Source organism: Paraburkholderia sp. 35.1, from assembly GCF_050436525.1.
GTDB classification, from domain to species: domain Bacteria; phylum Pseudomonadota; class Gammaproteobacteria; order Burkholderiales; family Burkholderiaceae; genus Paraburkholderia; species Paraburkholderia tuberum.
The window spans coordinates 282,605-306,784 of sequence record NZ_JBNDMJ010000003.1 but is presented as its reverse complement, the minus strand read 5'-3'; the positions used below and the strand labels follow the sequence as shown (position 1 = coordinate 306,784).

General features: G+C 64.3%; 22 protein-coding genes, 5 tRNA genes and 1 pseudogene. 20 read left to right on the top strand and 8 right to left on the bottom strand.

Annotated features, from left to right (window positions below; genetic code table 11):
* Positions 1–6 precede the first annotated feature (6 nt).
* The 4 genes from OKW27_RS21415 to OKW27_RS21400 all read left to right on the top strand — a co-directional run bounded on the left by OKW27_RS21415 (position 7) and on the right by OKW27_RS21400 (position 4,580).
* Positions 7–1,044 carry a microcin C ABC transporter permease YejB gene (locus OKW27_RS21415; protein ID WP_090800650.1) on the top strand — a complete coding sequence of 346 codons (1,038 nt, stop codon included), beginning with the start codon at positions 7–9 and terminating at the stop codon, positions 1,042–1,044.
* Positions 1,044–2,150, top strand: a complete 1,107-nt coding sequence (locus OKW27_RS21410) for an ABC transporter permease (protein ID WP_429334789.1) — start codon at positions 1,044–1,046, stop codon at positions 2,148–2,150. The genes OKW27_RS21415 and OKW27_RS21410 overlap by 1 nt, the downstream gene beginning before the upstream one ends.
* A complete protein-coding gene (locus tag OKW27_RS21405; protein WP_429334788.1) occupies positions 2,147–3,778 on the top strand; it encodes an ABC transporter ATP-binding protein in 1,632 nt (543 codons plus the stop codon). The genes OKW27_RS21410 and OKW27_RS21405 overlap by 4 nt, the downstream gene beginning before the upstream one ends.
* A gap of 136 nt (positions 3,779–3,914) precedes the next feature.
* Positions 3,915–4,580: a C40 family peptidase gene (locus OKW27_RS21400; RefSeq protein WP_090800645.1), complete on the top strand. Its 666-nt coding sequence runs from the start codon at positions 3,915–3,917 to the stop codon at positions 4,578–4,580.
* A gap of 113 nt (positions 4,581–4,693) precedes the next feature.
* On the opposite strand, the gene OKW27_RS21395 is transcribed toward OKW27_RS21400, so the two are convergent.
* Positions 4,694–5,641 carry a patatin-like phospholipase family protein gene (locus OKW27_RS21395; RefSeq protein ID WP_429334787.1) on the bottom strand — a complete coding sequence of 316 codons (948 nt, stop codon included), beginning with the start codon at positions 5,639–5,641 and terminating at the stop codon, positions 4,694–4,696.
* Between the two features lie 488 nt (positions 5,642–6,129).
* On the opposite strand from OKW27_RS21395, the gene gltX reads away from it, so the two are divergent.
* The 8 genes and pseudogenes from gltX (at position 6,130) to OKW27_RS21355 (ending at position 9,759) form a co-directional block, all read left to right on the top strand.
* The gene (gltX, locus tag OKW27_RS21390; protein ID WP_429334786.1) at positions 6,130–7,539 is read left to right on the top strand and encodes a glutamate--tRNA ligase; all 1,410 of its coding nucleotides are present in this window, start codon (positions 6,130–6,132) and stop codon (positions 7,537–7,539) included.
* Between the two features lie 119 nt (positions 7,540–7,658).
* Positions 7,659–7,734: transfer RNA gene (locus OKW27_RS21385), tRNA-Ala, on the top strand.
* Positions 7,735–7,920: 186 nt separating this feature from the next.
* Positions 7,921–7,996 (top strand) — tRNA-Glu (locus OKW27_RS21380).
* Between the two features lie 90 nt (positions 7,997–8,086).
* Positions 8,087–8,163 (top strand) — tRNA-Asp (locus OKW27_RS21375).
* A gap of 61 nt (positions 8,164–8,224) precedes the next feature.
* Positions 8,225–8,300 (top strand) — tRNA-Glu (locus OKW27_RS21370).
* Between the two features lie 80 nt (positions 8,301–8,380).
* A tRNA-Asp gene (locus OKW27_RS21365) sits at positions 8,381–8,457 on the top strand.
* A 570-nt stretch (positions 8,458–9,027) separates the two neighbouring features.
* Positions 9,028–9,171, top strand: a pseudogene (locus OKW27_RS21360) (group II intron reverse transcriptase/maturase); the annotation flags it as partial.
* 123 nt (positions 9,172–9,294) lie between these two features.
* Complete coding sequence (locus OKW27_RS21355) at positions 9,295–9,759, top strand: GNAT family N-acetyltransferase (protein WP_090800638.1); 465 nt, start codon at positions 9,295–9,297, stop codon at positions 9,757–9,759.
* A 47-nt stretch (positions 9,760–9,806) separates the two neighbouring features.
* Here the strand turns inward: OKW27_RS21355 and OKW27_RS21350 are convergent, their stop codons facing one another.
* Positions 9,807–10,706 carry an AraC family transcriptional regulator gene (locus OKW27_RS21350; RefSeq protein ID WP_429334785.1) on the bottom strand — a complete coding sequence of 300 codons (900 nt, stop codon included), beginning with the start codon at positions 10,704–10,706 and terminating at the stop codon, positions 9,807–9,809.
* Positions 10,707–10,888: 182 nt separating this feature from the next.
* Here OKW27_RS21350 and OKW27_RS21345 point away from each other — a divergent pair, with 182 nt between their 5' ends.
* Entirely contained in the window at positions 10,889–11,290 is a 402-nt protein-coding gene (locus tag OKW27_RS21345) for a gamma-glutamylcyclotransferase family protein (RefSeq protein ID WP_187610454.1), read from the top strand.
* A 128-nt stretch (positions 11,291–11,418) separates the two neighbouring features.
* Here OKW27_RS21345 and aceB read toward each other — a convergent pair whose 3' ends face one another.
* Both aceB and OKW27_RS21335 read right to left on the bottom strand, forming a co-directional pair.
* The gene (aceB, locus tag OKW27_RS21340) at positions 11,419–13,011 is read right to left on the bottom strand and encodes a malate synthase A (RefSeq protein ID WP_429334784.1); all 1,593 of its coding nucleotides are present in this window, start codon (positions 13,009–13,011) and stop codon (positions 11,419–11,421) included.
* Between the two features lie 79 nt (positions 13,012–13,090).
* Positions 13,091–13,897 (bottom strand): haloacid dehalogenase type II, encoded by an 807-nt coding sequence (locus OKW27_RS21335; RefSeq protein WP_429334783.1) that lies wholly within the window; start codon positions 13,895–13,897, stop codon positions 13,091–13,093.
* Positions 13,898–14,048: 151 nt separating this feature from the next.
* On the opposite strand from OKW27_RS21335, the gene OKW27_RS21330 reads away from it, so the two are divergent.
* Positions 14,049–14,951, top strand: coding sequence for a LysR family transcriptional regulator (locus OKW27_RS21330; protein ID WP_429334782.1), 903 nt, complete (start codon positions 14,049–14,051; stop codon positions 14,949–14,951).
* 127 nt (positions 14,952–15,078) lie between these two features.
* Positions 15,079–15,513, top strand: a complete 435-nt coding sequence (locus tag OKW27_RS21325) for a universal stress protein (RefSeq protein ID WP_429334781.1) — start codon at positions 15,079–15,081, stop codon at positions 15,511–15,513.
* Positions 15,514–15,783: 270 nt separating this feature from the next.
* Here OKW27_RS21325 and aceA read toward each other — a convergent pair whose 3' ends face one another.
* Both aceA and OKW27_RS21315 read right to left on the bottom strand, forming a co-directional pair.
* Positions 15,784–17,088, bottom strand: coding sequence for an isocitrate lyase (aceA, locus tag OKW27_RS21320; RefSeq protein WP_090805352.1), 1,305 nt, complete (start codon positions 17,086–17,088; stop codon positions 15,784–15,786).
* Positions 17,089–17,489: 401 nt separating this feature from the next.
* Positions 17,490–19,097 (bottom strand): DEAD/DEAH box helicase, encoded by a 1,608-nt coding sequence (locus OKW27_RS21315; RefSeq protein WP_429334780.1) that lies wholly within the window; start codon positions 19,095–19,097, stop codon positions 17,490–17,492.
* A gap of 8 nt (positions 19,098–19,105) precedes the next feature.
* Here OKW27_RS21315 and OKW27_RS21310 point away from each other — a divergent pair, with 8 nt between their 5' ends.
* Entirely contained in the window at positions 19,106–19,429 is a 324-nt protein-coding gene (locus tag OKW27_RS21310; RefSeq protein ID WP_184056947.1) for a hypothetical protein, read from the top strand.
* Positions 19,430–19,598: 169 nt separating this feature from the next.
* Here the strand turns inward: OKW27_RS21310 and OKW27_RS21305 are convergent, their stop codons facing one another.
* Positions 19,599–19,868: an acyl-CoA-binding protein gene (locus tag OKW27_RS21305; RefSeq protein ID WP_184056944.1), complete on the bottom strand. Its 270-nt coding sequence runs from the start codon at positions 19,866–19,868 to the stop codon at positions 19,599–19,601.
* A 167-nt stretch (positions 19,869–20,035) separates the two neighbouring features.
* Between OKW27_RS21305 and tsaB the strand changes: the two genes are divergently transcribed.
* Genes tsaB through OKW27_RS21285 form a run of 4 tightly spaced genes read left to right on the top strand, consistent with a single transcriptional unit; the run spans position 20,036 to position 23,361 of the window.
* Entirely contained in the window at positions 20,036–20,872 is an 837-nt protein-coding gene (gene tsaB, locus OKW27_RS21300) for a tRNA (adenosine(37)-N6)-threonylcarbamoyltransferase complex dimerization subunit type 1 TsaB (protein ID WP_429293275.1), read from the top strand.
* The gene (gene rimI, locus OKW27_RS21295; RefSeq protein WP_018417621.1) at positions 20,869–21,363 is read left to right on the top strand and encodes a ribosomal protein S18-alanine N-acetyltransferase; all 495 of its coding nucleotides are present in this window, start codon (positions 20,869–20,871) and stop codon (positions 21,361–21,363) included. Before tsaB ends, rimI begins: the two co-directional genes overlap by 4 nt.
* A complete protein-coding gene (locus OKW27_RS21290) occupies positions 21,350–22,333 on the top strand; it encodes a uracil-DNA glycosylase (protein ID WP_429334779.1) in 984 nt (327 codons plus the stop codon). The genes rimI and OKW27_RS21290 overlap by 14 nt, the downstream gene beginning before the upstream one ends.
* Positions 22,330–23,361, top strand: coding sequence for a DUF1853 family protein (locus OKW27_RS21285; RefSeq protein WP_429334778.1), 1,032 nt, complete (start codon positions 22,330–22,332; stop codon positions 23,359–23,361). Before OKW27_RS21290 ends, OKW27_RS21285 begins: the two co-directional genes overlap by 4 nt.
* 6 nt (positions 23,362–23,367) lie before the next feature.
* Here the strand turns inward: OKW27_RS21285 and thiD are convergent, their stop codons facing one another.
* Positions 23,368–24,174, bottom strand: coding sequence for a bifunctional hydroxymethylpyrimidine kinase/phosphomethylpyrimidine kinase (gene thiD / locus OKW27_RS21280; protein WP_429334777.1), 807 nt, complete (start codon positions 24,172–24,174; stop codon positions 23,368–23,370).
* Between the last annotated feature and the right edge of the window lie 6 nt (positions 24,175–24,180).

Genomic DNA, 24,180 nt, shown 5'->3' with positions numbered 1-24,180 from the left:
CCGCCTATGTGGAGCTACATCCTCAAACGCCTGCTGCTGATGATCCCGACGCTGCTCGGCGTGCTGACGCTGACCTTCGTCGTGATCCAGTTCGTGCCGGGCGGCCCCGTCGAGCAGATGCAGCACGAACTGCGCAAGGGCGCGGAGGGCGCCTCGCCGTTCGGGCTGCGCTCGCATAGCGGCGTCGATGCGCAACAGATCGCGCAACTGAAGCAGTTGTACGGCTTCGACAAACCGCCGCTCGAACGCTACGTGCTGATGCTCAAGCGCTTCGCGACCTTCGATCTCGGCCAGAGCTATTTCCGTCATCAGAGCGTGTTGTCGCTGATCGTGTCGAAGCTGCCGGTGTCGATCAGCATCGGCCTGTGGACGTTCTTTCTCACCTATCTGATATCGGTGCCGCTCGGCATCGCGAAGGCGGTGCGCAACGGCTCGCACTTCGATATCGCGACGAGCCTCGTCGTGCTGGTCGGCTACGCGATTCCGGGCTTCGTGCTCGGCGTGCTGCTGCTCGTGCTGTTCGGCGGCGGCACGTTCCTGCAGCTGTTTCCGCTGCGCAACCTCACTTCCGACAACTGGGACCAGTTGAGCCTCGTCGGCAAGATCCTCGACTATCTATGGCATATCACGCTGCCGATCACGGCGTCGGTGGTGGGCAGCTTCGCGGTCGTCACGATGCTGACGAAGAACGCGTTTCTCGACGAAATCCGCAAGCAGTACGTGCTGACCGCGCGTGCCAAAGGTTTGTCCGAGCGGCGCGTGTTGTGGAAGCACGTGTTTCGCAATGCGCTGCTGCCGCTGATCGTCAATTTCCCGGGCGCGTTCATCGGCGCGTTCTTCACCGGCAGCCTGCTGATCGAAACGCTGTTCTCGCTCGACGGGCTCGGGTTGCTGTCGTATGAATCGGTGATGCGGCGGGACTATCCGGTCGTGCTCGGCACGTTGTATCTGTTCACGCTGATCGGCCTCGTCACGCGGCTGATCTCCGACCTTTGCTATGTGTGGGTCGATCCCCGCATCCAATTCGAACAACTGGAGCGCTGATGAATCGAGCCCGCCTTTCCGCCGACGCGGCGGCGCGCACCGAACCCGCGCGGGCACTGATGTCGCCGTCGCCGGCGCGTCGCGTGTGGCAGCGTTTTCGCCAGCAGCGTCTCGGCTACTGGAGCCTGATCATCTTCGTCGTCGCGTTCGCGGCGAGCCTCGTGGGGCCGCTGTGGTCGAACGACAAGCCGGTCGTCGTGCGCTACAACGGCCATCTGTATTTCCCGCTCGTCAAGACCTACGCCGAGACCACCTTCGGTGGCGACTTCCCCACGCCGGCCGATTATCTCGATCCGTACATCCGTCACCGCTTCGATGCGCCGGGCAACTTCGCCCTGTATCCGCCGAATCATTACTACTACGACACGCTCAATTACTTTTCGAAGACGCCCAACCCGGCGCCACCGTCGCGCGAGAACTGGCTCGGCACCGACGACCGCGGCCGCGATGTGTTCGCGCGTCTGCTGTACGGCTTCGGCGTGTCGGTCGTGTTCGGCCTCGTGCTGACCGTGATCAGCACGATCGTCGGCATCGCCGCGGGGGCGGTGCAAGGTTACTTCGGAGGGCGAACGGACATCGTCGGGCAGCGTCTGATCGAGATCTGGAACGCGATGCCGCAGCTCTATCTGCTGATCATCTTTTCATCGATCTTCGAGCGCAGCTTCGCTCTTTTGATCGTGCTGCTGTCGCTGTTCAACTGGATCGGCCTGTCCGACTACGTGCGCGCCGAGTTCCTGCGCAATCGCCAGCAGGACTACGTGCGCGCCGCGCGCGCGATGGGCCTGTCGCATCGGCAGATCATGTGGCGTCACGTGTTGCCCAACAGTCTGACGCCGGTCATCACGTTCCTGCCGTTCAGCATGAGCAGCGCGATTCTCGCGCTGACGAGTCTCGACTTCCTCGGCCTCGGCGTGCCGCCGCCGACGCCGAGCCTGGGCGAACTGCTCGCTCAGGGCAAGGCGAATCTCGACGCGTGGTGGATCTCGGTGTCGACCTTCGGCGTGCTGGTGGCGATGCTGCTGCTATTGACCTTCATGGGCGACGCGCTGCGCAACGCGCTCGACACGCGTATCTCCGATGCGATACACGCCGGAGGTGGTCAATGAGCGCGCCGCCGCAAATCGATCCGCGATCGACGGACACGCCGCTGCTCGAACTCGACCATCTGCGTGTCGCGTTCGGCGACACGGTGGCCGTCGACGACGTCACGCTCGCGATCGCGCGCGGTGAACGCGTCGCGCTCGTCGGCGAGTCCGGCTCGGGCAAGAGCGTGACCGCGCTGTCGGTGCTGCGCCTGCTGAACGACGCGCAGGTGAGCGGGGCGATCCGCTTCGATGGCAAAGATCTGCTCGCGAAGAGCGAGCGTGCGATGCGTGGCCTGCGCGGCTCGGACATCGCGATGATCTTCCAGGAACCGATGACCGCGCTCAATCCGCTGTATACGATCGGCGACCAGATTGCGGAAACGATCGTCGTGCATGACGGCGTCAGCGCGGCCGAAGCGTGCAGGCGGGCGGTCGCGCTGCTCGCGCGCACCGGCATCACCGAGCCGGAGAGGCGCATCAACAGCTACCCGCATCAGCTCTCGGGCGGGCAGCGGCAGCGCGCGATGATCGCGATGGCGCTCGCCTGCCGGCCGCGCCTGTTGCTCGCCGACGAGCCGACCACCGCGCTCGACGTGACGATTCGCGCGCAAATCGTCGAGCTTCTGCTGGAACTGCAGCGCGACGAAGCACAAAAGCGCGGCATGGCCGTGCTGCTGATCACGCACGACCTGAACCTCGTGCGTCACTTCGCGCAGCGCGTCGCGGTGATGGAGCGAGGCGTGCTGGTCGAAACCGGCACGGTCGAGCAGGTGTTCGAGGCGCCGCGCCATCCGTACACCCTGCGGCTGCTCGCGAGCCGGCCGCAGCGCGAGGTCGTGCCGGTGCTGCCGATCTCGCCGGTGCTGCTCGAAGCGCGCGACGTGGCGGTCGACTTCAGAACGAAACTGACCGGCCTGCGTGGCTGGTTCGGCGCGGGGCGGTTTCGCGCGGTCGACGCGGCGAACGTGTCGGTGCGCCAGGGCGAGACGCTCGGGATCGTCGGTGAATCGGGATCGGGCAAGTCGACGCTCGCGATGGCACTGCTCGGTCTGCAGCGCACCGCGCATGGCGAGATCCAGTTTCAGGGCAGGGCGCTCGCGAGCTATCGCGGCGCCGAAAAGACCGCGCTGCGCTCGAATATGCAGGTCGTCTTTCAAGACCCTTTTAGTTCGCTTTCGCCGCGGCAGACGATCGAGCGGATCGTCGGTGAGGGGCTCGCGCTGCATCGGCCGCAGATGACTCCGCAGGCGCGGCGCGACAAGGTCGTCGCGGTGCTGCGCGAAGTCGGCATCGACCGCACCGCGCTGTATCGCTATCCGCATGAATTTTCGGGCGGGCAGCGGCAGCGCATCGCGATCGCGCGCGCGCTGGTACTGGAGCCGCGCGTGCTGATCCTCGACGAACCGACCAGCGCGCTGGACGTATCGATCCAGCAGCAGGTGCTCAAGCTGCTCACCGGTTTGCAGCACAAATACAACCTCGGCTTCGTATTCATCAGTCACGACCTGGAAGTGATCGGGGCGATGGCGCACCGAGTCGTGGTGATGCAAAACGGATCGATCGTCGAGACCGGCGAAGTCGAGAAAATTTTTACTGCACCCGCGCATCCTTACACGCGAAAGCTGCTGAAAGCGGCGCTTGATCGTTGATTTTTCACCCTTTCCCCAATTGAGTGCGTCCGTCGATTGATTTTTCCTATTCCTTTTGACAGGCAAATACTTACTGGCTAGTATCGAGCAAACTTTTTTTCTAGACCCCTGATTTTTTGGCAAAAACTACCGACCAATGCAGCACAGAAACTTCACCCAGGCTTGCACGCGCGTCGTCGCCGGGATGTTCATTGGCGTCTTGATGGCAGCAGCTCCCGGCGCGTTCGCCGACGAAGTAAGCGGTTTTAATCAGAATGCCTCATATCCGCCCACCAACGGCTCGGATCCTCTCTCCCTTCTCACTCCCCAAACCAAGGCCGCAGGCAGCGAAAGCGGCAGCGCCAAATCGTTCCTTTCGGGCATGGCCGGCAAAGCGGGCGACGTGGTGGTCGGCGCGTTGAACATGATCGGCGTTCGCTACCGTTGGGGCGGCAATACGCCTGATTCGGGGCTCGATTGCAGCGGTTTCGTGCGCTACGTGTTCCAGGACACGCTCGGTCTCGCGCTGCCGCGCCGCGCCGAGGAAATGAGCCGCCTGGGCGAGAAGGTGCGGGTAAGCGACCTGAAGCCGGGCGATCTGGTGTTCTTCAATACGATGCGCCGCACGTTCTCGCACGTCGGCATCTATATCGGCGACAACAAGTTCGTGCACTCGCCGTCCACCGGCAGCACGATCCGCGTCGACGACATGGATGACGGCTACTGGGAAAAGCGCTTTACGGGTGCGCGTCGGATCGAGACCTCGTATCAGGCCGACGATCTGCGCAAGCGCGTGACCGCGACGATCGGCGGGAATAACTGATTCGGCGCCAGGCCTGGCGATAAAAAAGCCTGCTTCGTTCGAAGCAGGCTTTTTGCGTTTGATGCGCGCATTTTTGCCATGGCGACGCACAGCGACCGTGCGTCGCCGGGCTTTCAGGCTCCCATGCGCCGCGCGGCGAGCTTGCGCTGCAACTCCGGCATCATCTTCGCGACCGCTTCCTCGCCGGCGAGGATCGCGGCGTTGCGCTGTGAGAAATCGCTGCCGCTCATCGTCGCGAGATTCGGCCGGATTACCACGTCGGCGTACTTGTCGAGCTCGTAGGCCTTGATCGTCTGGCCCATGATCGTGAAGGTCTGCATCAATACGTCGAACGAGCTTGCCGTGACGCCGGTTTCCGGTCGCTGGGAGATATCGACGGCGATCACGAAATCCGCGCCCATCTTGCGCGCGAACGACGCCGGTACCGGACTCACGAGACCCCCATCCACGTACTCGTGACCGCCGATCTTCACCGGCTCGAAAATCGACGGCACGCTGCATGACGCGCGCACCGCGATGCCGGTGTTGCCACGCTGGAACAGGATCGGCTGGCCGGTTTGCAGATCGGTCGCGACCACGCCGAGCGGCCTCGCCATCTTCTCGATCGGGCGGTTGTTCAGCGTCGTGTTCAGGTAGTTCTGCAGCGCAACGCCCTGCAGGAAGCCGCGCGTACGAAACGGCATCGCCCAGTCGCTGATCGACGCTTCGTCCATCGACAGCGCGAGCTTGTTCAGCGCGAAGCCGTTCATGCCCGACGCGTACAGCGCGCCGACGACGGAGCCGGCGCTCGTGCCGGCAATCAGGTCGATCTGGATATTGCGCGCCTCGAGAGCCTTGATGACGCCGATGTGCGCAAAGCCGCGCGCGGCGCCCCCGCCGAGAGCGAGCGCGACGCGAACCGGCTTCTGTTGCGCTTTTTCAGGCGGCGGGGGAACGGCGGGCGTCACGGTGATCGGCGCGCCATCGAGTTTGCCGGCGGTCGTGGTGCAGGCGGCAAGCACCGCGGATGCGGCCGCCAGCGAAAAGCTGCGGCGGCTCAAGTTCGGGGATGAGGGTTTCAACGAGTTCTCCAGCAACGGCGCGCGCGACGCGAGCGGCGTCGCGCGTACCGCGATCAGGCTGAGGTCAGACCGGGCGGATCGCCGACGGCGATTGCGCGCGCTTGCAGCGGTGTTCGCTCCGGATCGGATCGATGTGCGGTAAGCCCGCATCGCAGCGCGCGCACATCTTAATGCAAACGATCGGCTCGCGCGGTCCGCTGTAATGAAACGTTGCAGAGGAAGTATTCGGAACTGACGCGGCGCTTTTTCAAGATGAGTTGGGCGAGCGCTGGGAAGGTGCGTACGCAGATGTCCGGACGCCGTTCGCCCATGCGCCATAGGCCGTTCGGACGAGGGCGGCAACCCGCGTGCGGAAGGTATAATTCGGCTCTTGCACTTATTCCCTCGTGGCCGTGCGCGACGTCGCGCGCAGCATGGGCACGCTTCGCTGCCGCGCTTCGCAGTCATGTTCGCCTGAGCGCCGGCGCCTGTTTTCCGAGTAACCGCTAATGACCACCTCCGTTCGTACCCGTTTCGCACCGAGTCCCACCGGCTTCATCCACCTGGGCAACATCCGCTCCGCGCTGTATCCGTGGGCGTTCGCGCGCAAGATGAAAGGGACCTTCGTGCTGCGGGTCGAGGACACCGACCTCGAGCGCTCCACGACCGAATCCGTCGACGCGATTCTCGAAGGCATGGCGTGGCTCGGCCTCGATTTCGACGAAGGCCCGTTCTACCAGATGCAGCGCATGGACCGGTACCGCGAAGTGCTGAAGCAGATGCAGGAGGCGGGGCTCGTCTATCCGTGCTACATGTCGACCGAAGAGCTCGACGCGCTGCGCGAGCGCCAGCGCGAAGCAGGCGAAAAGCCGCGCTACGACGGCACGTGGCGCCCGGAGCCGGGCAAGGTGCTGCCGGAGCCGCCCGTGGGCGTGAAGCCGGTGCTAAGGTTTCGCAATCCGCTGACCGGCGTGGTCGCGTGGGACGACGCGGTGAAAGGCCGCATCGAAATCTCGAACGAAGAACTCGACGACCTCGTGATCGCGCGTCCGGACGGCACGCCGACGTATAACTTCTGCGTCGTCGTCGACGATCTCGACATGCGCATTACTCACGTGATTCGTGGCGACGACCACGTCAACAACACGCCGCGCCAGATCAACATACTGCGCGCGCTCGGTGGCGAGCCGCCGGTGTATGCACACCTGCCGACCGTGCTGAACGAGCAGGGCGAGAAGATGAGCAAGCGCCACGGCGCAATGAGCGTGATGGGTTATCGCGATGCGGGGTATCTGCCGGAAGCGGTCGTCAACTATCTGGCGCGCCTCGGCTGGTCGCATGGTGACGCGGAGATTTTCACGCGCGAGCAGTTCGTCGAGTGGTTCGATCTCGAGCACCTCGGCAAGTCGCCGGCGCAGTACGACCATGACAAGCTGAACTGGCTCAACGCGCACTACATCAAGGAAGCCGACAACGCACGCCTCGCCGAACTGGCGAAACCGTTCTTCGCGGAGCTCGGCATCGACGAAGCCACACTCGCCCAAGGTCCGGATCTGACGGGCGTGGTGGGCCTGATGAAGGATCGGGCGTCGACCGTGAAGGAGATCGCGCAGAACGCCGCGATGTTCTATCGCACGCCGGCACCCGACGCTGAGTCGCTTGCACAGCACGTCACCGACGCGGTTCGTCCGGCGCTCGCTGATCTGGCCGCTGCATTGAATACGGTCGAATGGACCAAGGAGGCGATCGCCGCCGCGCTGAAAGCGACGCTCGGCACGCACAACCTGAAGATGCCGCAGCTCGCGATGCCGGTGCGTCTGCTGGTGGCGGGTACGACGCATACACCGTCGATCGATAGCGTGCTGATGCTGTTCGGTCGCGACGTCGTCGTTAGCCGCATCGAAAAAGCGCTTGGCTAATCCGTTGGCGGCGTGCGTCAGAGGTTTCGCATGCCGCCGGAAAAATCCGCATGTAATCGCTCAAAGGGTATTTACAAAGCGCAGATCGCCCTCTAAAATCTCGTTTCTCTGATGTGCGCGGGGGTATAGCTCAGCTGGGAGAGCGCTTGCATGGCATGCAAGAGGTCAGCGGTTCGATCCCGCTTACCTCCACCAACAGAGCAAAGAGGTGAAAGTGGTTAAGAAGTCTGATAGTTGTAGAAAAAAGACTTCACAAATCGCTGAAATGTAGTAAAGTAGCGGTCTTCGCTGTTGACCTGAAAATAGCTTGGCGAATTAACTGAAAAGTTAGCGCGAGTTGATCAAGTCAAAAGCGAATTGAGACGGATCTGAAAAGAATTTGTCCCCTTCGTCTAGAGGCCTAGGACATCACCCTTTCACGGTGAGTACAGGGGTTCGAATCCCCTAGGGGACGCCAAACATCAGCGTCGCTTTAGTATTCGAGTAGTAGTAAAGCAGCGCAGCTTGCAGAGAATTAACCGACGCTCGCAAGCAGGGTGTAAAGACTGGAGTGGTAGTTCAGTCGGTTAGAATACCGGCCTGTCACGCCGGGGGTCGCGGGTTCGAGTCCCGTCCACTCCGCCAGACAAAGCCCGTTCACACATACTTGAACGGGCTTTTTCATTAAAGGTGTAAGCAGTACGTTGTCCCCTTCGTCTAGAGGCCTAGGACATCACCCTTTCACGGTGAGTACAGGGGTTCGAATCCCCTAGGGGACGCCAGAACATCGGCGTCGTTCGGTTGGAAGTTTGAACGGTGCAGCAAGCTGAGAGTATGGCTCGCAGGCTGCGATGCAAAATCTGGAGCGGTAGTTCAGTTGGTTAGAATACCGGCCTGTCACGCCGGGGGTCGCGGGTTCGAGTCCCGTCCGCTCCGCCAGATTTGAGAAAGCCCACTTCGCAAGAAGTGGGCTTTTTTTATTGTGCGCCCAGCATGGGCGCACTCCTGCGAGTGCAAGTCCCGCCATGAGCTGGTCACAGCGAATGAAGTGAAGCGCAACTGCATGACGGCGGCCGAATGTGGGAAGGAAGCGTGGAGCGTAAGTCGCGAGCCGATAAACAAGAACCGCATAGAAGGCGTTGCCAAGCAGGGCGGGCGGGTAATAATAGACCGCGAAGCTCTCGTGACCAGGACGAAGCGGCGTAAATGCGGCGGCTGTGCCATGAAGGAGTGCGCTCTTACCTGGGGAGATCTCGCCTCATGCCTGAAAGGGCGACGGCGTCGAGCCGGAGCGAGAAGTCAGCAGAGGCCGTAAGTAGTCACAGGACAGGTCGGTGACACTGGAGTTGGTGATGAAGGGCCGAACGGGAGGGAGTGTCCAGCGCCATGTCGATGCGACAGGAATTGCGTCAGATGCCCGCGCAAGCGGGGCGATCGGGAGGCACGCGCGGTGAAGCTGCGCCTATTTCCGTGAGCGACGAAGCCTGTTGTCCGCGCCATGATGATCCGCCGTTGCTGGCCAACGTGTTGCTCGACGTGGTGGACAAGGAACTGGAACGGCGCGGCCACTGCTTCGTGCGCTGTGCCGACGATGCGAACGTGTATATCCGCAGCCGTCGTGCTGGTGAGCGGGTGATGGCGCCTGCACATAGGACCGTAACCGCTCCGTTTCTACTGCCGTTGCCGGCCGCCTCCCGAAAGGCTCGGGACAAACAGCCATTGCCAGCGCGCGCGGCCTGTTTTACCGTTTATCCGACTCATCCTCGCGGTCCTGCCATGTTCGATCCCACCGAAGCTCCGTCACCGTTTCATCTGCGCTCGGCCAGCATGGACGATTTCGAGTTTGCCGAGGCGCTGACCCGCAACAACATGGGCGGCTACTATCGCCGGCATCATCTGGTGTGGCGCAGCGATCTGTTTCTCGGCAGTTGGCGCGAATCGGAGAATTTCATTCTCGAAGTGGATGGCGTGCCGATGGGCGTGCTGCGTATCACCGAAGAGGGTGATTCGCTGCATATCCGCGACGTGCAGATCGCCGAAGGATATCGTCGGCTTGGCGCCGGTACCTTCCTGCTCGACATCTCGCATCAATGGGCGCGCGAGCGCGGGCTGCGTGAGTTGCAGTTGCGCGTGTTCGTCGACAATCCGGCGGCGCGGCTCTATCTGCGCAAGGGCTATAAGCTCACCGGGCCGCGGCTCGCGCAGCTAGGCGCAATCCGTCATCTGGCGCGGCGGGTTTGAGGCGTGCCCCGCATCGATGGCCGACGCGCAGCGCTAGTTGTCGCCATTCACCGCTCGGCGACGTCCGTCGAACCGGCTTGATCCTGTGCCGTTTCATCATCCGCTTGCGCGTCATCATGCTCGCCGTTGCTCGCGCGATGCTCGGCGCCTCGTTCGATAAACGCGCGTGGACTCGCGCCGAACGCACGCCGGAACATCGCGGAGAAGGCGCTCTGGCTCTGATAGCCCAGTTCCTGCGCGACGTGCGACAGCGGCCGTCCCTGGCTCAACAATGGAATGGCGCGCGCGAGAATCGCCTGCTGACGCCACTGCGAAAAACTCACACCCAGCTCCTGGCGGAACAGCCGCGCGATCGTGCGCGTGCTCGCGCCCACCGTCGATGCCCACTGCTCGAGCGACTCGCCATGCATCGGGTCGGCGATCACGGCCTCGCACAGCGCGCGCAGGCGCTTTTCGCTGGGCATCGGCACGGACAGCGGCAACGGCTCGGAGCGCGTCAGTTCATCGAGCGCGAGCGCGCCGAGCAGATGCTCGCGCGCGGCGGACAGGCCAGGCGTATCGAGCGCGGCAATCACCTCGCGCAACAGGTTCGATACTTCGACGACGCGCGGCGTATCGAGCCCGGCCGGCACCGTACTCTCGGTGATGTACAGCGTGCGCAGGAACGCATCCTCGACGGCGACCACTTCGTGCGTCACATGCGGCGGCAACCAGATTGCGCGCGATGGCGGCACCATCCATGTCGTGCCCGTCGTTGCGACCCGCAGCACGCCGCGCGACGCATACGCGACCTGCGCCCAGGCATGCGTATGACGCGCGATATGCCAGCCCGCCGGCATTGGCCGCGAGCGCACGCGGATCGGATGCATCTCGTTCGGCGCGAACTCGGGCGGTATGTCGGCGAAACGCACGCGGCTCAACAAGTCGGAGTCGGAGGACGAGGTCATGGCAAGGTCGGTTCGGATCACGGAGCTGGCAACGGCGAAGCGCGGTCGAGGCCATTCACCGTCGCGGGCATCAAGCATTGTAGGCCGTGCCCAGTTTCTGTTGCCGACGGGCCGCCGTTGCATAATGTCCCGATGGCCCCCGAGCCACCGACATCACCTCTGACCATGGAGACTCAACGACGATGCAGACCGTCTTTGTCTACGGCACGCTGCGTGCCGGTGAAACCAACGACATCAGCGAAGCCGCCGCGCGCAACGACATCCCCGCACCGAGCCTGCTCGGCAGTACCACCGTGCGCGGCCATCTGTTCGATTTTGGCGACTATCCGGGTCTCGTCGTCGACGAAGCGGGCATCGACGTGCTCGGCGACGTCTATGAAATCGACGATGCGCTCGTCGCGGTGCTCGACGAAATCGAAGCCGTGTATCCGGGCGTCGAGTCCCGTTTTCTGGCACGTGAGGTGATGGTCAAAGTGGACGGCAACGTCGTGAATTGCCGCTTCTATCCGGTCGCGCCAAGCGCCGTAAAAGGGCTGCCCGAGATCCGTTCAGGAGATTGGGTCGAACATCGGCGCACGCGCTGAGCTGGTCCACGAAGGCGAGCAAAAAAAAACGGCGCGCCACGTATGTCCGCGGCGTGCCGTCGTTCAAGCCGATGGGGTCCCCTGGCTCGAGCAGGCCCAAGGCGCTCGAGCCCGCATCGTCAACACCATCAAATCTCTTCGTAAAGCGGCAGCGTCAGAAAATCGGTGAACTGCTCCGCGGTCGACATCTGCTCGAAGAGCTGCGCGGCACGCTCATACGGCTTCGTATCTCCGCCCACCGTCTGTTTGACCTTGTCGAGCTCCTGCGCCGCGAGCTCGCGCACCAGTTCGACCGTCACCTTGCGACCGTCGTCGAGTTTGCCCTTCGGCGAGCGGATCCACTGCCACACCTGCGAGCGCGAAATCTCGGCGGTGGCCGCGTCTTCCATCAGGTTGTGAATCGGCACACAGCCATTGCCCGCGAGCCACGAACCGAGGTAGTGAATGCCGACGTTGATGTTGTTGCGCAAGCCCGCTTCGGTGATCGGCGTTTCCGGGCGGAAGTCGAGCAGGTCGGTCGCGCTCACGAGCACGTCGACGCGCTGCTTGCCGATCTGGTTCGGCCGATCGCCGAGCACCTTGACGAACTCTTCCATCGCGACCGGCACGAGGCCCGGATGCGCGACCCAGCCGCCGTCGTAGCCGTCGCCCGCGTCGCGCGCCTTGTCTGAACGCACGCCGGCCATCGCCTTGTCGTTCGCGGCCGCATCGTTCCTGATCGGAATCAGCGCGCTCATGCCGCCGATCGCCGGCGCGTTGCGGCGATGGCAGGTCTTCAGCAGCAGCAACGCGTACGCGCGCATGAACGGCGAGGTCATCGTGATCTGCGAGCGATCGGCGAGGCAGAAGTCGCGGTCGCTCTTGAACTTCTTGATCGCCGAGAAGATGTAGTCCCAGCGGCCCGCGTTCAGGCCCGAGCTATGTTCACGCAGCTCGTACAGGATCTCGTCCATTTCGAACGCGGCGACGACCGTCTCGATCAGCACCGTCGCGCGAATCGTGCCGCGCGGCACGCCGACCGCTTCCTGCGCGGCGACGAAGAGGTCGTTCCACAGCCGCGCTTCGAGATGGCTCTCCATCTTCGGCAGATAGAAGTACGGACCCGAGCCGCGCGCGATCAACTCCTTCGCGTTGTGCACCATGTACAGCGCGAAATCGAAGATGCCACCCGACACGCGCTGGCCGTCGACCTTCACGTGCTTCTCGTCGAGATGCCAGCCGCGCGGACGTACGATCAGCGTCGCGGTCCTGTCGTTGAGCCGGTACGACTTGCCGTTCTGTTCGAGCGAGATCGTGCGGCGCACCGCGTCCTTCAGATTGATATGACCGGTGATCTGATTGTCCCAGCTCGGCGCGTTCGAATCCTCGAAGTCGGTCATGTAGGAGTCGGCGCCCGAATTGAGCGCGTTGATGATCATCTTGCGCTCGACGGGGCCGGTGATCTCGACGCGCCGGCACTGCAGATCCTGCGGCAGCGGCGCGATCTTCCAGTCGCCCTCGCGCACGCTCTTCGTGGCGGCGAGGAAGTCGGGCCGCTCGCCCGCGTCGAGCCGCTTCGCGCGCTCGACGCGCGCCTGCAGCAACTGCTGACGGCGCGGCTCGAACGTACGGTGCAAGGCCGCGACGAGTTCCAGCGCTTCGCGGGTGAGGATCGCTTCAAAGCCGGGCTTGATGTCGCCGGTGATTTCCATGCCTTGCGGCAACGACAGCGGATTAGCCATGTTTTTTCCTTGGTCGGTCAGATTGCAAAAATGCGAAGGTTGAAAAGGGGAAGTGGATTGCCGAATGCGGGGGACGCCGTCATACGCGCGGGCCGGCGCGCTTGCGACTGCCACTGCCAGGAACTTTCGTTCGACGGCCGCCGCTCGAGCGTGACGACGTCGCGAGTGTGCGCAGAAAGTCCAGCAGATCGTTCATGCCGCTACCGGTGCCATGCGGCGTCACGCCGAGCTCTTCGACGGGCAGGTTCTGCCGGTTCAGCCAGAATGTCATGAAGCCGAACCATGTCGCGCCCGCGACGTCCCAGCCGTTCGACGACACGAACACGATCTCGCGCGCGGCCACGCCGAACGCGTCGGGGCCGAGCGCATACGCGGCAGGCGAGGGTTTGTACGCGCGCACGGCGTCGACCGACAGCACGTGATCGAAGAGGGCATTCATGCCGGCGCTCTTGACCGCGATATCGAGCATTTGCGGATTGCCGTTTGACAGAATCGCGAGCCCCACGCGTGGCGCGGCGGCGGCCTCGCGCAACGCACGCAGCACGGGCACCGCGTCGGGAAATGCGGACAGGCACGCGTATTCGTCCATCAGCCGCTTTTCGGCCGCGGGGCCGAGTGTGAGCTGCAGTCTTTTCGCGGCGAAGCGCAGCGCGTCGAGCGTGATGTCCCAGAACGGGCGGTAGTGTTCGCCGGGGGCGTCGCTGCGCGCGGCGAGCGTGCGCAATTGCGTGTATTCGATCTGCTTCTGGCGCCACAGCTGTGACAGCGCGTCGCCGTGGCCGGGGAACAGTTGCTCCGCGGCGGCGATCACCGAATGCACGTCGAACAACGTGCCGTAGGCGTCGAAAATCACTGCTCGCGGGGAAGGTGTCGTTGTGGCCGACATTGCCATGCGCTCCTGTCAGAGGTCGGGATCGATTGTATTGCTGACCTTAGGTGCTAAAAAATAGGCTAAAGATCACTTGATCTTTTACTTTTGCTTACCTAATCTGACGCGCACTGCTCACTTTTCCGCCTCGCCGCGGCGCGTATCGTTCATGGACCGTTTCAAGCAGATCGAGACCTTCGCCACTGTCGCGGCCAAAGGGAGCCTGTCCGCGGCGGCGCTCGCCGAGGGCGTCGCGCCCGCGATCATCGGCCGGCGCATCGACGCACTGGAGGAGCGCCTCGGCGTGAAGCTGCTCGTGCGCACGACGCGCAAGATCACGCTGACCTTCGAAGGCTCGGCCTTTCTCGAAGACTGCCAGCGCATTCTTCACGACATGCAGAACGCCGAGGCGAGCGTGTCGGCGGGCGGCGTGAAGGCGAGCGGCCATCTCCGGCTGTCGGCGCCGGCCGGCTTCGGGCGCCGGCACGTGGCGCCACTGGTGCCCGCGTTCACGGTCGCGCATCCGGACGTGTCGATCACGCTCGATCTGTCCGACCGCCTCGTCGACCTCGTCAACGAAGGCTTCGATTGCGCGGTGCGGCTCGGCGAGTTGCCCGATTCGTCGCTGGTGTCGCTGAAGCTCGCGGAGAACCGGCGCGTATGCGTCGCGTCGCCCGCGTATCTGAGCCGGCGCGGCGCGCCGCACAGCCTGGCCGATCTCGCGCGCCACAACTGCCTCGCGCTCGGCGCCAGCGCGAACCAGCAGCGCGGCTGGATGTTTCAGCACGACGGCAAGGTCGTGTCGATCAAGGTATCCGGCACGATGGAGTGCTCGGACGGCGCGGTGCTGCACGAATGGTGTCTCGCCGGACACGGGCTCGCGTGGCGCTCGTGGTGGGAGGTCGGCGCGGAGATCGCGGCGGGCCGCCTCGTCAGCGTGCTCGACGAATTCGCCGCGCCGCCGATCGGCATCCACGCGGTATTCCCGCAGCGCCGTCATCTGCCGCTGCGGGTGCGGCTGTTTCTGGACTTTCTCAAGCATACGTACGGCGAACCCGGTTACTGGGACTGATGCGCCAATCTCCAGACAGACGCGAATACCCGCATTCATACGCATTACAATCGTTTCGAGCTGCCTGCACCCTGGGCTTTGTTGGACGCTGACGCCGTGCTGCGGGCAGCCGGCGACGGAGGGGATCATGTTCAGGCACATCCTGGTTCCGACCGATGGTTCAGATCTGTCACGCAAGGCGATAGCGGGCGCGATCGACCTCGCGCAGGCCGTGGGCGCCCGCGTTACCGCATACGCCTGTCTGCCGCAATATCCGTACTCGCCGTTCTCCGATGTCGTGGTCGAACCGCCCGGCGAGTTCCTGCAACGCAGCGAGCGCGAGGCGCGCGTGCATCTGCGCGAAGTCGAGCATGCGGCGCACCGCGTCGGCGTCAGTGTCGAGAGCCGCACGAGCGTGCATCCGGCGCCGTATCTCGGCATCATCGAAGCGGCCGAGCAGGGGCGCTGCGACGTGATCTTCATGGCATCGCATGGGCGGCGCGGGCTCGGCAGCCTGCTGATCGGCAGTGAAACGCAGCGCGTGCTCACGCATACGAAAATTCCTGGGATCGTCTATCGCTGAATCGCTTGGCACTGCCGGCAGGGTGCCGGCATGCACCGCCTTCGAAAAAAAGCGCGCCGGCGGCGCTGCCGGCGCGTTCAGGTTCGCCGCACGCTTGCCGCGTGCTGGCTTCTTTGAGACTCTCCGGCCGTCGGCGTTCGCGCTGACGCTCCTGCCAATCCAGCACGGCACGGCCCTCCCTGCGTCGGCGGCACTCTGGTGGTGCCGCTCGACGTTTGCCGATCGTTCCTGCGCTCAGGCCACGGGACTGCATAACCCGACTGGCTGATCTCAGGCGACCTTCTTGTCGAAGAACTGCTCGTTTTCCGTCGAACCGTGCAGCGCGGTCGTCGATGCTTCGCGCTCGACCGTCTGCGTGACCGCGTCGAAGTAGCCGGTGCCGACTTCGCGCTGATGCTTGACCGCGGTGAAGCCCTTTTCGGCCGCCGCGAACTCCGCCTGCTGCATTTCGACGAACGCGGTCATCTGGTTGCGCGCATAGCCGTACGCGAGGTTGAACATCGAGTAGTTCAGCGCGTGGAAGCCGGCCAGCGTGATGAACTGGAACTTGTAGCCCATCGCGCCGAGTTCGCGCTGGAACTTCGCGATCGTCGCGTCGTCGAGGTTCTTCTTCCAGTTGAACGACGGCGAGCAGTTGTACGACAGCAGTTGGTCCGGGTACTCCTTGTGGATCGCGTCGGCGAATTTCTTGGCGAACTCGAGGTCCGGCTTGCCGGTTTCGCACCAGATCATGTCTGCGTAGGGCGCATAGGCGAGGCCGCGCGAGATTGCCTGCTCGAGACCGGGCTTCGTGCGGTAGAAGCCTTCGACGGTACGCTCGCCGGTCAGGAACGGGCGGTCGTTCTCGTCGATGTCCGAGGTCACGAGGTCGGCGGCTTCCGCGTCGGTGCGGGCGAGCAGCACGGTCGGCACGCCCGACACATCGGCGGCCAGACGCGCGGCTGTCAGCTTCGCGACGGCTTCGCGGGTCGGCACGAGCACCTTGCCACCCATGTGACCGCACTTCTTGACCGATGCGAGCTGGTCTTCGAAGTGCACGCCGGAGGCGCCCGCTTCGATCATCGCCTTCATCAGTTCGAACGCGTTCAGCACGCCGCCGAAACCGGCTTCCGCGTCGGCCACGATCGGCGCGAAGTAATCGACGTAGCCTTCATCGCCCGGGTTCTTGCCTTCCGACCATTGGATCTGGTCGGCGCGCGTCAGCGTGTTGTTGATGCGCTTGACAACGAGGGGCACCGAGTTGGCCGGATACAGCGACTGGTCCGGATACATTTCACCGGCGACGTTGGCATCGCCCGCGACCTGCCAGCCCGACAGATAGATTGCCTTCAGACCAGCCTTCACCTGCTGCATCGCCTGGTTGCCGGTCAGCGCGCCGAGCGAGTTGACGAACGGCTCGTTGTTGACGGCGGCCCACAGCTTTTCCGCGCCGCGCTTCGCGAGCGTGTGCTCAGGTTGCACCGAGCCGCGCAGACGCACCACGTCTTCGGCCGAGTAGGTGCGCTTGACACCTTTCCAACGCGGGTCCGATTCCCATTGCTGCTTGAGTTGCTGCACTTGCTGTTCGCGGGTCATGGTCATGATGTGCTCCTTCGATGCCAGTTATGGAGGATGGGTGACTCTGTCTTCTCGAAGCGTGGGGCCCGGAGAGGCGTTCTGTTTCGTGAAGTCTTATATAAGAGTCTAGGCAAATCGAAGGACGCGCAGTAGGTGCCGCAAAGCGTTTTCCCAATATTTATTTTTCTATAAAATCAATGACTTGATGCCTTCGTTTCGCGATAAGAAACGATATTTTCCCTGTTGCAATAGTCCTTCTTGTGCTTTGCAGCATGATTTTTTACGACGCAAAAAAATTTTTTACATCGTGAAATTTGGGGCGGGCAGTCGATAGACGAAAAAAAACCGGCGCCCGAGCGCCGGTTTTCTTCTGTGTCACGGACGGTGCGAAGCCATCCGGTCGGTCAGGTGGGTCGCTATTAGCTGCCGCGACGTGCCGAACGGGGACCGTCGTTGCGGCGCGCGCCGTAGCCGTCACGCGAGCCACCGCCGAAGCCTTCGCGCGAACCGCCGTGGCTTTCGCGCGAGCCGAAGCCTTCGCGCGAACCGCCGGCCGACTTGTTGCCCCAGCCGCCGCCGTTGCTGTTGCCAGTGCCGTTACCGTTGCGCGAGCCGCCGTAGCCGCCCGGCTTGCCCGAGCCGCTGCCGAAGCGACGGCCATTACCACCGCCAGGACGGCCGCGGCCGCCGAAGCCAGGACGGCCATTGCCCGAGGGCGCCGCCTTGCGCGGCTCGAAGCCTTCGACGACGTTGACCGGCAGCGGCGTGCGCACGAAGCGCTCGATGCGTTTCAACGCGCCCTGTTCGGCGTGATGCACGAGGCTCACGGCGATACCCGAGCGGCCCGCACGGCCGGTACGGCCGATACGGTGCACGTAGTCTTCGGCGAACTTCGGCAGGTCGTAGTTGAACACGTGCGTGATGCCCGGGATGTCGATACCGCGAGCGGCGACGTCGGTCGCAACCAGCACGCGCACGCGGCGCTCGCGCAGTGCGCGGATCGTGCGGTTACGCGCGCCTTGCGGCAGGTCGCCGTGCAGCGCGGCCGATTCGAAGCCGGCGTCGGCCAGACGGCCCGCCAACTGGTCGGCGTCCATCTTGGTGGCCGTGAAGACGATGGCCTGGTCGAGGCCGTCGTCACGCAGCAGATGGTCGAGCAGACGGTCCTTGTGATCGCGGTCGTCGACGTAGTGGACGGTTTGCGCGATGTTGGTGCGCTGTTCCAAGCGCTGGACGATCTCGATCCGCTCCGGGTCCTTCAACAGACGGCCGGTCAGCGAGCCGATTTTGCCGTCGAGCGTGGCGGAGAACAGCATGGTCTGACGCGTAGCCGGCGTTTCGGCGACGATCGTGTCGATGTCGTCGATGAAGCCCATGTCGAGCATGCGGTCGGCTTCGTCGAGCACGAGGATCTGCAGTTGCGACAGATCGATGCGGCCGCGCTCGAGATGGTCGATCAGACGGCCCGGCGTCGCGACGAGGATTTCAGGGTTCTTCGCGAGCAGCATCAGCTGCTGGCCATAAGCGACGCCGCCGAGAATGCTGACGGTGCGCAGGCGCTTCAGGTGCTTGCCGTACGTCGCGGCGGCGGTCGTGACCTGCATCGCCAGTTCGCGGGTCGGGGTCAGCACCAGCATGGTAGGACGCGCGACCGGCTGCGGACGGCGGCCGCGGCCACCGTCGGCCGGGCGCGGTTCGCGCGGCTGGCTCGCCTGCGTCTTTTGCAGCTGCGAGAAACGCTCGATGGCGGGCAGCATGAACGCGGCGGTCTTGCCCGAGCCGGTCGGGCTCGAAACCAGCAGATCGCGGCCGGCGATCGCTGCCGGCACCGCGCGTTGCTGCACCGGCGTCGGGTGCTCGTAGCCGGCGGCGGTCAGCGCGGAGACGACGTCCGCGGACAGGCCGAGCGACGCGAAGGTCGGCTTGGCGTCAGCCTGCGCGAGGGCTTCGGGAGCGGCGGGCGTAAGACCGAGTGCTTCGTCGGCGACGGCGTTCAACGGGCTGCTGGGGGTGTTGCTCAAAGTCATGTGAATCCTTGAAAACGATCCTGGGTGGTTCATCGGATGAAAACGTCAACGCCAATCGGCATACCCAAGTCGTCGGATTCAGCGAGCAAAACAGCAGCGAGCAAATCGAAAAACGGGGGCAACTCGCGACAATGAAGGCGAGTTTTTCGTTAGAAGCTGTATCGGATGCGACGTGCCAACATGGCGAGTCGCCAGCCTGGGACTTGAGCCCGGAGTGGGCTAGGCAGAAGGGGACAGGTTCTAAACTGGATTGGAGCAAACGCTATGGACGCTGCGCCGCGAGGACCGCTGGAAAAAACGGACAAAGCAGTGAAGCGCAGGCGGCATTGTAGCGACATTTGCTGCACTGCGCCACCATTCGGGCAATTCCGACAGAAGAAAGTGTCGGAATGAAGTAGGCGAGTGAGGGCGGCGGCCCGGAGCTTCGTGGCCGAAACCGCCGCGAGGCGGTCGCAGCGTTGCCAGACGGCCATTTCGGCAGATGATTGGCGCGCCGGAAACTCAGGCCGCGGTGCCGCTCTTCAGCGATTCGACGAGTTCGACGTATTGCTGCTTCGCGGCGTCCTGCGCGGTGCCCTTGAGCGCCGCCCACGCATCGTACTTGTATTTGCCGACGATGTCGGTGAAGCCCGGCTTGTCGCCGTGCACGTCGCCTTCGCTCGCCTGCTTGAAGAGCGCGTAGAGACGCAGCAGCGTCAGGTTGCCCGGACGCTCGGGCAGTTGCTTGACGTCTTGCTGGGCTTGCTCGAACTGGGAATTGATGTCGGTCATGGTCGTTTGGCCCGCGTGGCGGGATAGATGAGATCGGCCGAAAATCATAGCAATTGCCCGCCGCCCCGGGACCGAGGGCTTATTCCAAACGATGACGGCCGCGAAGCCGGGCGGCGCGGCCGCGCAAACCACCATTCACGCGCACCGCGCCGATTACAATACGGTCCATGACTCAAACAGTGCTCCTTGCCCTCGATACATCGACCGAGTTCTGCTCGGCGGCGCTCGTGTCCGCGTCCGTCGATGCCGCCGGTCAGCCCAGCGCCGAACCGCGCGTCTGGGTTCGTCATGAACAAACCGGCGCGGTGTCCAGTACCCGCCTGCTGCCGGCGATCCGCGAACTGTTCGACGAAGCCGGCCTCACGCTGGCGGATTGCGACGCGATCGCGTTCGGCTCGGGTCCGGGTTCGTTCACCGGACTGCGTACGGCGACCGGCGTCGCCCAAGGCCTCGCGTTCGGCCTGAACCTGCCGGTCGTACCGATCGGCACGCTGCTCGCGTGCGCGGAGAGCGCCCGCCTGCGCGATCCGTCGACGACGCGCGTGCTCGCCGCGCTCGACGCGCGCATGGACGAAATCTACTGGGCCGACTACGCGTGGGACGACACGCAACACGAATGGCGCACCGTGCAGGCGGCGACGCTCGATGCACCCGAGCGGCTCGTGCTGCCCGACGTGCCATTCACACTCGCCGGCAACGCGGCCGCCGCGTTCGGCGAGCGCTTGCCGGCGGTCGCGGCCGCGCGGAGCGTCGATGGCCAAGCGTTGCCGCATGCGTTGCCGCTCGCGTACGCGGCGCTGCGCGCGTTTCATGCGGGCCGCACGGTGCGCGCCGATCAGGCCGCACCCGAGTACGTGCGCGACAAGGTCGCGCAGACGACCGCAGAGCGCATGGCCGACAAAGCGGCGAAATCAGCCAAAGCGGCTCATAGCGCCGAGCAGTCCGCGCAGCACGCGCCCGATGGCGGCTCCGGCCAACCGTCCCACGACGAGGCGCGCCCATGAGCGGCGTGCTGCTCACGGACCGCTACATGTCGCCGATGACCGAAAGCGACCTGGACGAAGTCGCCGCGATCGAGAAACTTGCGTATGAGTTTCCGTGGAGCCGCGGCAACTTCGGCGACTCGCTGCGCAATGGCTATTTCGGCGTCTGTCTGCGTCACGTGACGGGGACGTTGATCGGCTACTGCGTGCTGATGCCAGTCGTCGATGAAATGCATCTGCTGAATCTGTGCGTCACGCCGCAAGCACAAGGCGCCGGCGCAGGCCTCGCGCTGCTGCGCGAGGCGGTGCGTATCACGCACGCGGAGAGGCTCGAGGGGCTGCTGCTCGAAGTGCGGCCGTCGAATCATCGGGCGATCCGGTTGTACGAGCGCTTCGGCTTCGCGTCGATCGGCCGGCGCAAAAATTATTATCCGGCGCGGCATCGCGGCCGGGAGGACGCGATCGTGATGCGTCTGTCGTTAGCCACGGAGGGCGCAGATGGCGCTGCATGAATCGGTGCTCGAAGAATTCGGACTCGCGCCGTTGTGGGTGCGTCGCGGACTCGCGGCGCGAGAGGAGGCCGGGCAGAGCGATGCGCTGCAGTCGCCGCGGGAACACGCGGCAGACTTGCGTCGCGCGGAGCCTGCGACGCAGACCTCGCGCGAACCGCTGCGCGCGTCCGCCGAGGTGCAGCCGCCGCAAGTGCAGCGCGAATCCACGCCGCGCTTCGACGAAACTGCAGCGCGGCGCGAAACATCAGAACCGCAAACTGACTTTTCAGCCCCGCCGACTTTCGACGCCCCTTCCGAGGACGACTTCGCGTGGTTCGACGATCCGACCGCATCGGCCGCCGCGCCCGCCGAAGCGCGCCGCGACGCGCCCGCGCTGCCGTCTATCCACACACTCGACTGGGACGCGCTCGCGGAGCGCGTCGCCGGATGCGAGGCGTGCCGGCTGTGCGAGAAGCGCGTGAACACGGTGTTCGGCGTCGGCGATCGCGAGGCCGACTGGATGCTGATCGGCGAAGCGCCCGGCGAGAACGAGGACCGTCAAGGCGAACCGTTCGTTGGCCAGGCCGGCAAGCTGCTCGACAACATGCTGCACTCGCTCGCGCTCGCGCGCGGCACCGACGTGTATATCGCGAACGTGATCAAGTGCCGGCCGCCTGGCAATCGCAATCCGCAGCCGGACGAAGTCGCGCGTTGTGAACCTTATCTACAGCGTCAGGTGTCGCTCGTGAAGCCGAAGCTGATCGTCGCGCTCGGCCGTTTCGCCGCGCAAAGTCTGCTCAAGACCGACGCGAGCATTTCGTCGTTGCGCGGCCGCGTGCACACGTACGAGGGCGTACCGGTGATCGTCACCTATCACCCGGCCTATCTGCTGCGTAGCCTGCCCGACAAGGCCAAGGCCTGGGCGGATCTGTGCCTCGCGCGTGCCACGTGGCTCGCGAACGGCGGCGTGCCGTCGAACGAATCAAAGTGACGATGCCCGAGGGACCGGCGGCGCGCATGCCCGCCGCGTTTGTCAGCCGCGCGGCGCTTCTCGATACCTTGCTGGGTTTGCGTGGCGATGCTTCAGTCGATGCGCTGCGCGATCCCGCTGTCCGCGATCTCGCGTGGCTGCTGCTCAGTCCCGATCTGTTGCGCCCTCAGCTTCCCACAGGCGCGCTCGCCGATCCTTTCGGCACACCGCAGGAATTGCAGGCCACGCTCGACTGGCTGCGCGCGCTCGACGCCGCGCCGGCACTTCTGCGTCAGGATCTCGCGGCAACGCGTATCACGCGCCTTGGCCGCTACGCCGAACGCCTGCTGGGCTTTTTCCTTCGTCATGGACCGGCGACGCAACTGATCGCAGCGGGTGTGCCGCTACGACATGCGGGCCTCACGCTCGGTGAATGCGATTTCCTCGTGCGCACGCGCCAGGGGGCGCGACTGCATTGGGAACTCGCGGTGAAATGCTATCTACATGCGGGCGATGCGAATGGGGCAGAGGCGGCGCGTCTCGCCGATTATGTCGGCCCCAATCTGAAAGACCGCCTCGATCTGAAGCTCGCGCATTTGCTCGATCATCAGTTGCCGCTCAGCGCACGCGAGGAATTTGCCTCGACGGGCTATGCGGGCGCGTGGACGCCGCAGATGTTCGTCAAAGGCTGGCTGTTTTACCGGCGTGGCGAGATGCCGACCGATCCTGCCGAACTCGATCCCGCGCACGGTCGCGGCTGGTGGGTCACGCATCGCGACTGGCCGGCTTTCGCGTGCGCGCATGCGCACAGGTGGCGGGTGTTGCCGCGGCTCGAATGGCTCGCGCCGCAATATCGAACGCAAGCCGGTGCGGACGACACGTGGTACGTCGACGCAAACCCGCTCGCCGCGCAGATCTCACCGCAACACGGCCCGACGATGGTCGCCGGATTCATCGCAGACAACACGGGGCGTGTACTTGAACGCTCGCGCGGTTTTATCGTGCCCGACGACTGGCCCGAGCACGCGCGGCGTTACGCGAAGCAATGACGTCGCTCACCACCACCGATGAAAGTGATGCACCGGCCCTACGCCGTGGCCGACGTCGAGCCGCTCGCTCGCCTGCAACGCACCGGTCAGATAAACCTTCGCATCGGCGACCGCGCTAGCGAGATCGTCGCGCTGCGCAATCAAGGCCGCGATCGCCGACGACAACGTGCAGCCCGTTCCGTGCGTGTTCTTCACCGGCACGCGCGGACCGCCGAGACGCAGCGTGCCGCTTTCCTGCACGAGCCAGTCGGGGCTATCGGTCGCGCTCAGATGGCCGCCCTTCATCAGCACCGCGCGCGCGCCGAGCGCGCGCAACGCTTCGCCTTGCTCGACCATGCCGGCTTCGTCGGCAGCGGGTTGCATGCCCAGCAATGCGGCCGCTTCCGGCAGATTCGGCGTCAGCAGATCGGCGAGCGGCAGCAGTTCGTCGCGTACCACCGCGACCGCATCGGGTAGTAATAGCGCGTGATTGCTCTTCGAGATCATCACCGTATCGAGCACGATGTGTTTGGGCTGGTGACGGCGCAGCGCGTCGGCGACCGCACGCGCGATCGGCGCATTCGCGAGCATGCCGATCTTCACCGCGTCGATGCGGATGTCGTCGAACACCGCGTCGAGCTGCGCGGTGACGAAGCCCGGGTCCGGCGCGTGAATCGCGGTCACGCCGCGCGTGTTCTGCGCGGTCAGCGCGGTGATCACGCTCGCGCCATAGGCGCCGAGCGCGGAGAAGGTCTTCAGATCGGCCTGGATGCCGGCGCCGCCGCCGGAGTCGGAACCGGCGATCGTCAGCACATTGGAAATCGATTGAGTCATGGTCGA

Coding starts and splice junctions, on each gene's coding strand:
- OKW27_RS21355 (WP_090800638.1), top strand. CDS start 9,295: ATGTTCGATCCCACCGAAGCTCCGTCACCGTTTCATCTGCGCTCGGCC.
- aceA (WP_090805352.1), bottom strand. CDS start 17,088: ATGACCCGCGAACAGCAAGTGCAGCAACTCAAGCAGCAATGGGAATCG.
- OKW27_RS21330 (WP_429334782.1), top strand. CDS start 14,049: ATGGACCGTTTCAAGCAGATCGAGACCTTCGCCACTGTCGCGGCCAAA.
- rimI (WP_018417621.1), top strand. CDS start 20,869: ATGAGCGGCGTGCTGCTCACGGACCGCTACATGTCGCCGATGACCGAA.
- OKW27_RS21410 (WP_429334789.1), top strand. CDS start 1,044: ATGAATCGAGCCCGCCTTTCCGCCGACGCGGCGGCGCGCACCGAACCC.
- tsaB (WP_429293275.1), top strand. CDS start 20,036: ATGACTCAAACAGTGCTCCTTGCCCTCGATACATCGACCGAGTTCTGC.
- OKW27_RS21400 (WP_090800645.1), top strand. CDS start 3,915: ATGCAGCACAGAAACTTCACCCAGGCTTGCACGCGCGTCGTCGCCGGG.
- OKW27_RS21345 (WP_187610454.1), top strand. CDS start 10,889: ATGCAGACCGTCTTTGTCTACGGCACGCTGCGTGCCGGTGAAACCAAC.
- OKW27_RS21290 (WP_429334779.1), top strand. CDS start 21,350: ATGGCGCTGCATGAATCGGTGCTCGAAGAATTCGGACTCGCGCCGTTG.
- OKW27_RS21325 (WP_429334781.1), top strand. CDS start 15,079: ATGTTCAGGCACATCCTGGTTCCGACCGATGGTTCAGATCTGTCACGC.
- OKW27_RS21335 (WP_429334783.1), bottom strand. CDS start 13,897: ATGTCGGCCACAACGACACCTTCCCCGCGAGCAGTGATTTTCGACGCC.
- gltX (WP_429334786.1), top strand. CDS start 6,130: ATGACCACCTCCGTTCGTACCCGTTTCGCACCGAGTCCCACCGGCTTC.
- OKW27_RS21350 (WP_429334785.1), bottom strand. CDS start 10,706: ATGACCTCGTCCTCCGACTCCGACTTGTTGAGCCGCGTGCGTTTCGCC.
- OKW27_RS21315 (WP_429334780.1), bottom strand. CDS start 19,097: ATGACTTTGAGCAACACCCCCAGCAGCCCGTTGAACGCCGTCGCCGAC.
- OKW27_RS21415 (WP_090800650.1), top strand. CDS start 7: ATGTGGAGCTACATCCTCAAACGCCTGCTGCTGATGATCCCGACGCTG.
- thiD (WP_429334777.1), bottom strand. CDS start 24,174: ATGACTCAATCGATTTCCAATGTGCTGACGATCGCCGGTTCCGACTCC.
- OKW27_RS21405 (WP_429334788.1), top strand. CDS start 2,147: ATGAGCGCGCCGCCGCAAATCGATCCGCGATCGACGGACACGCCGCTG.
- OKW27_RS21305 (WP_184056944.1), bottom strand. CDS start 19,868: ATGACCGACATCAATTCCCAGTTCGAGCAAGCCCAGCAAGACGTCAAG.
- aceB (WP_429334784.1), bottom strand. CDS start 13,011: ATGGCTAATCCGCTGTCGTTGCCGCAAGGCATGGAAATCACCGGCGAC.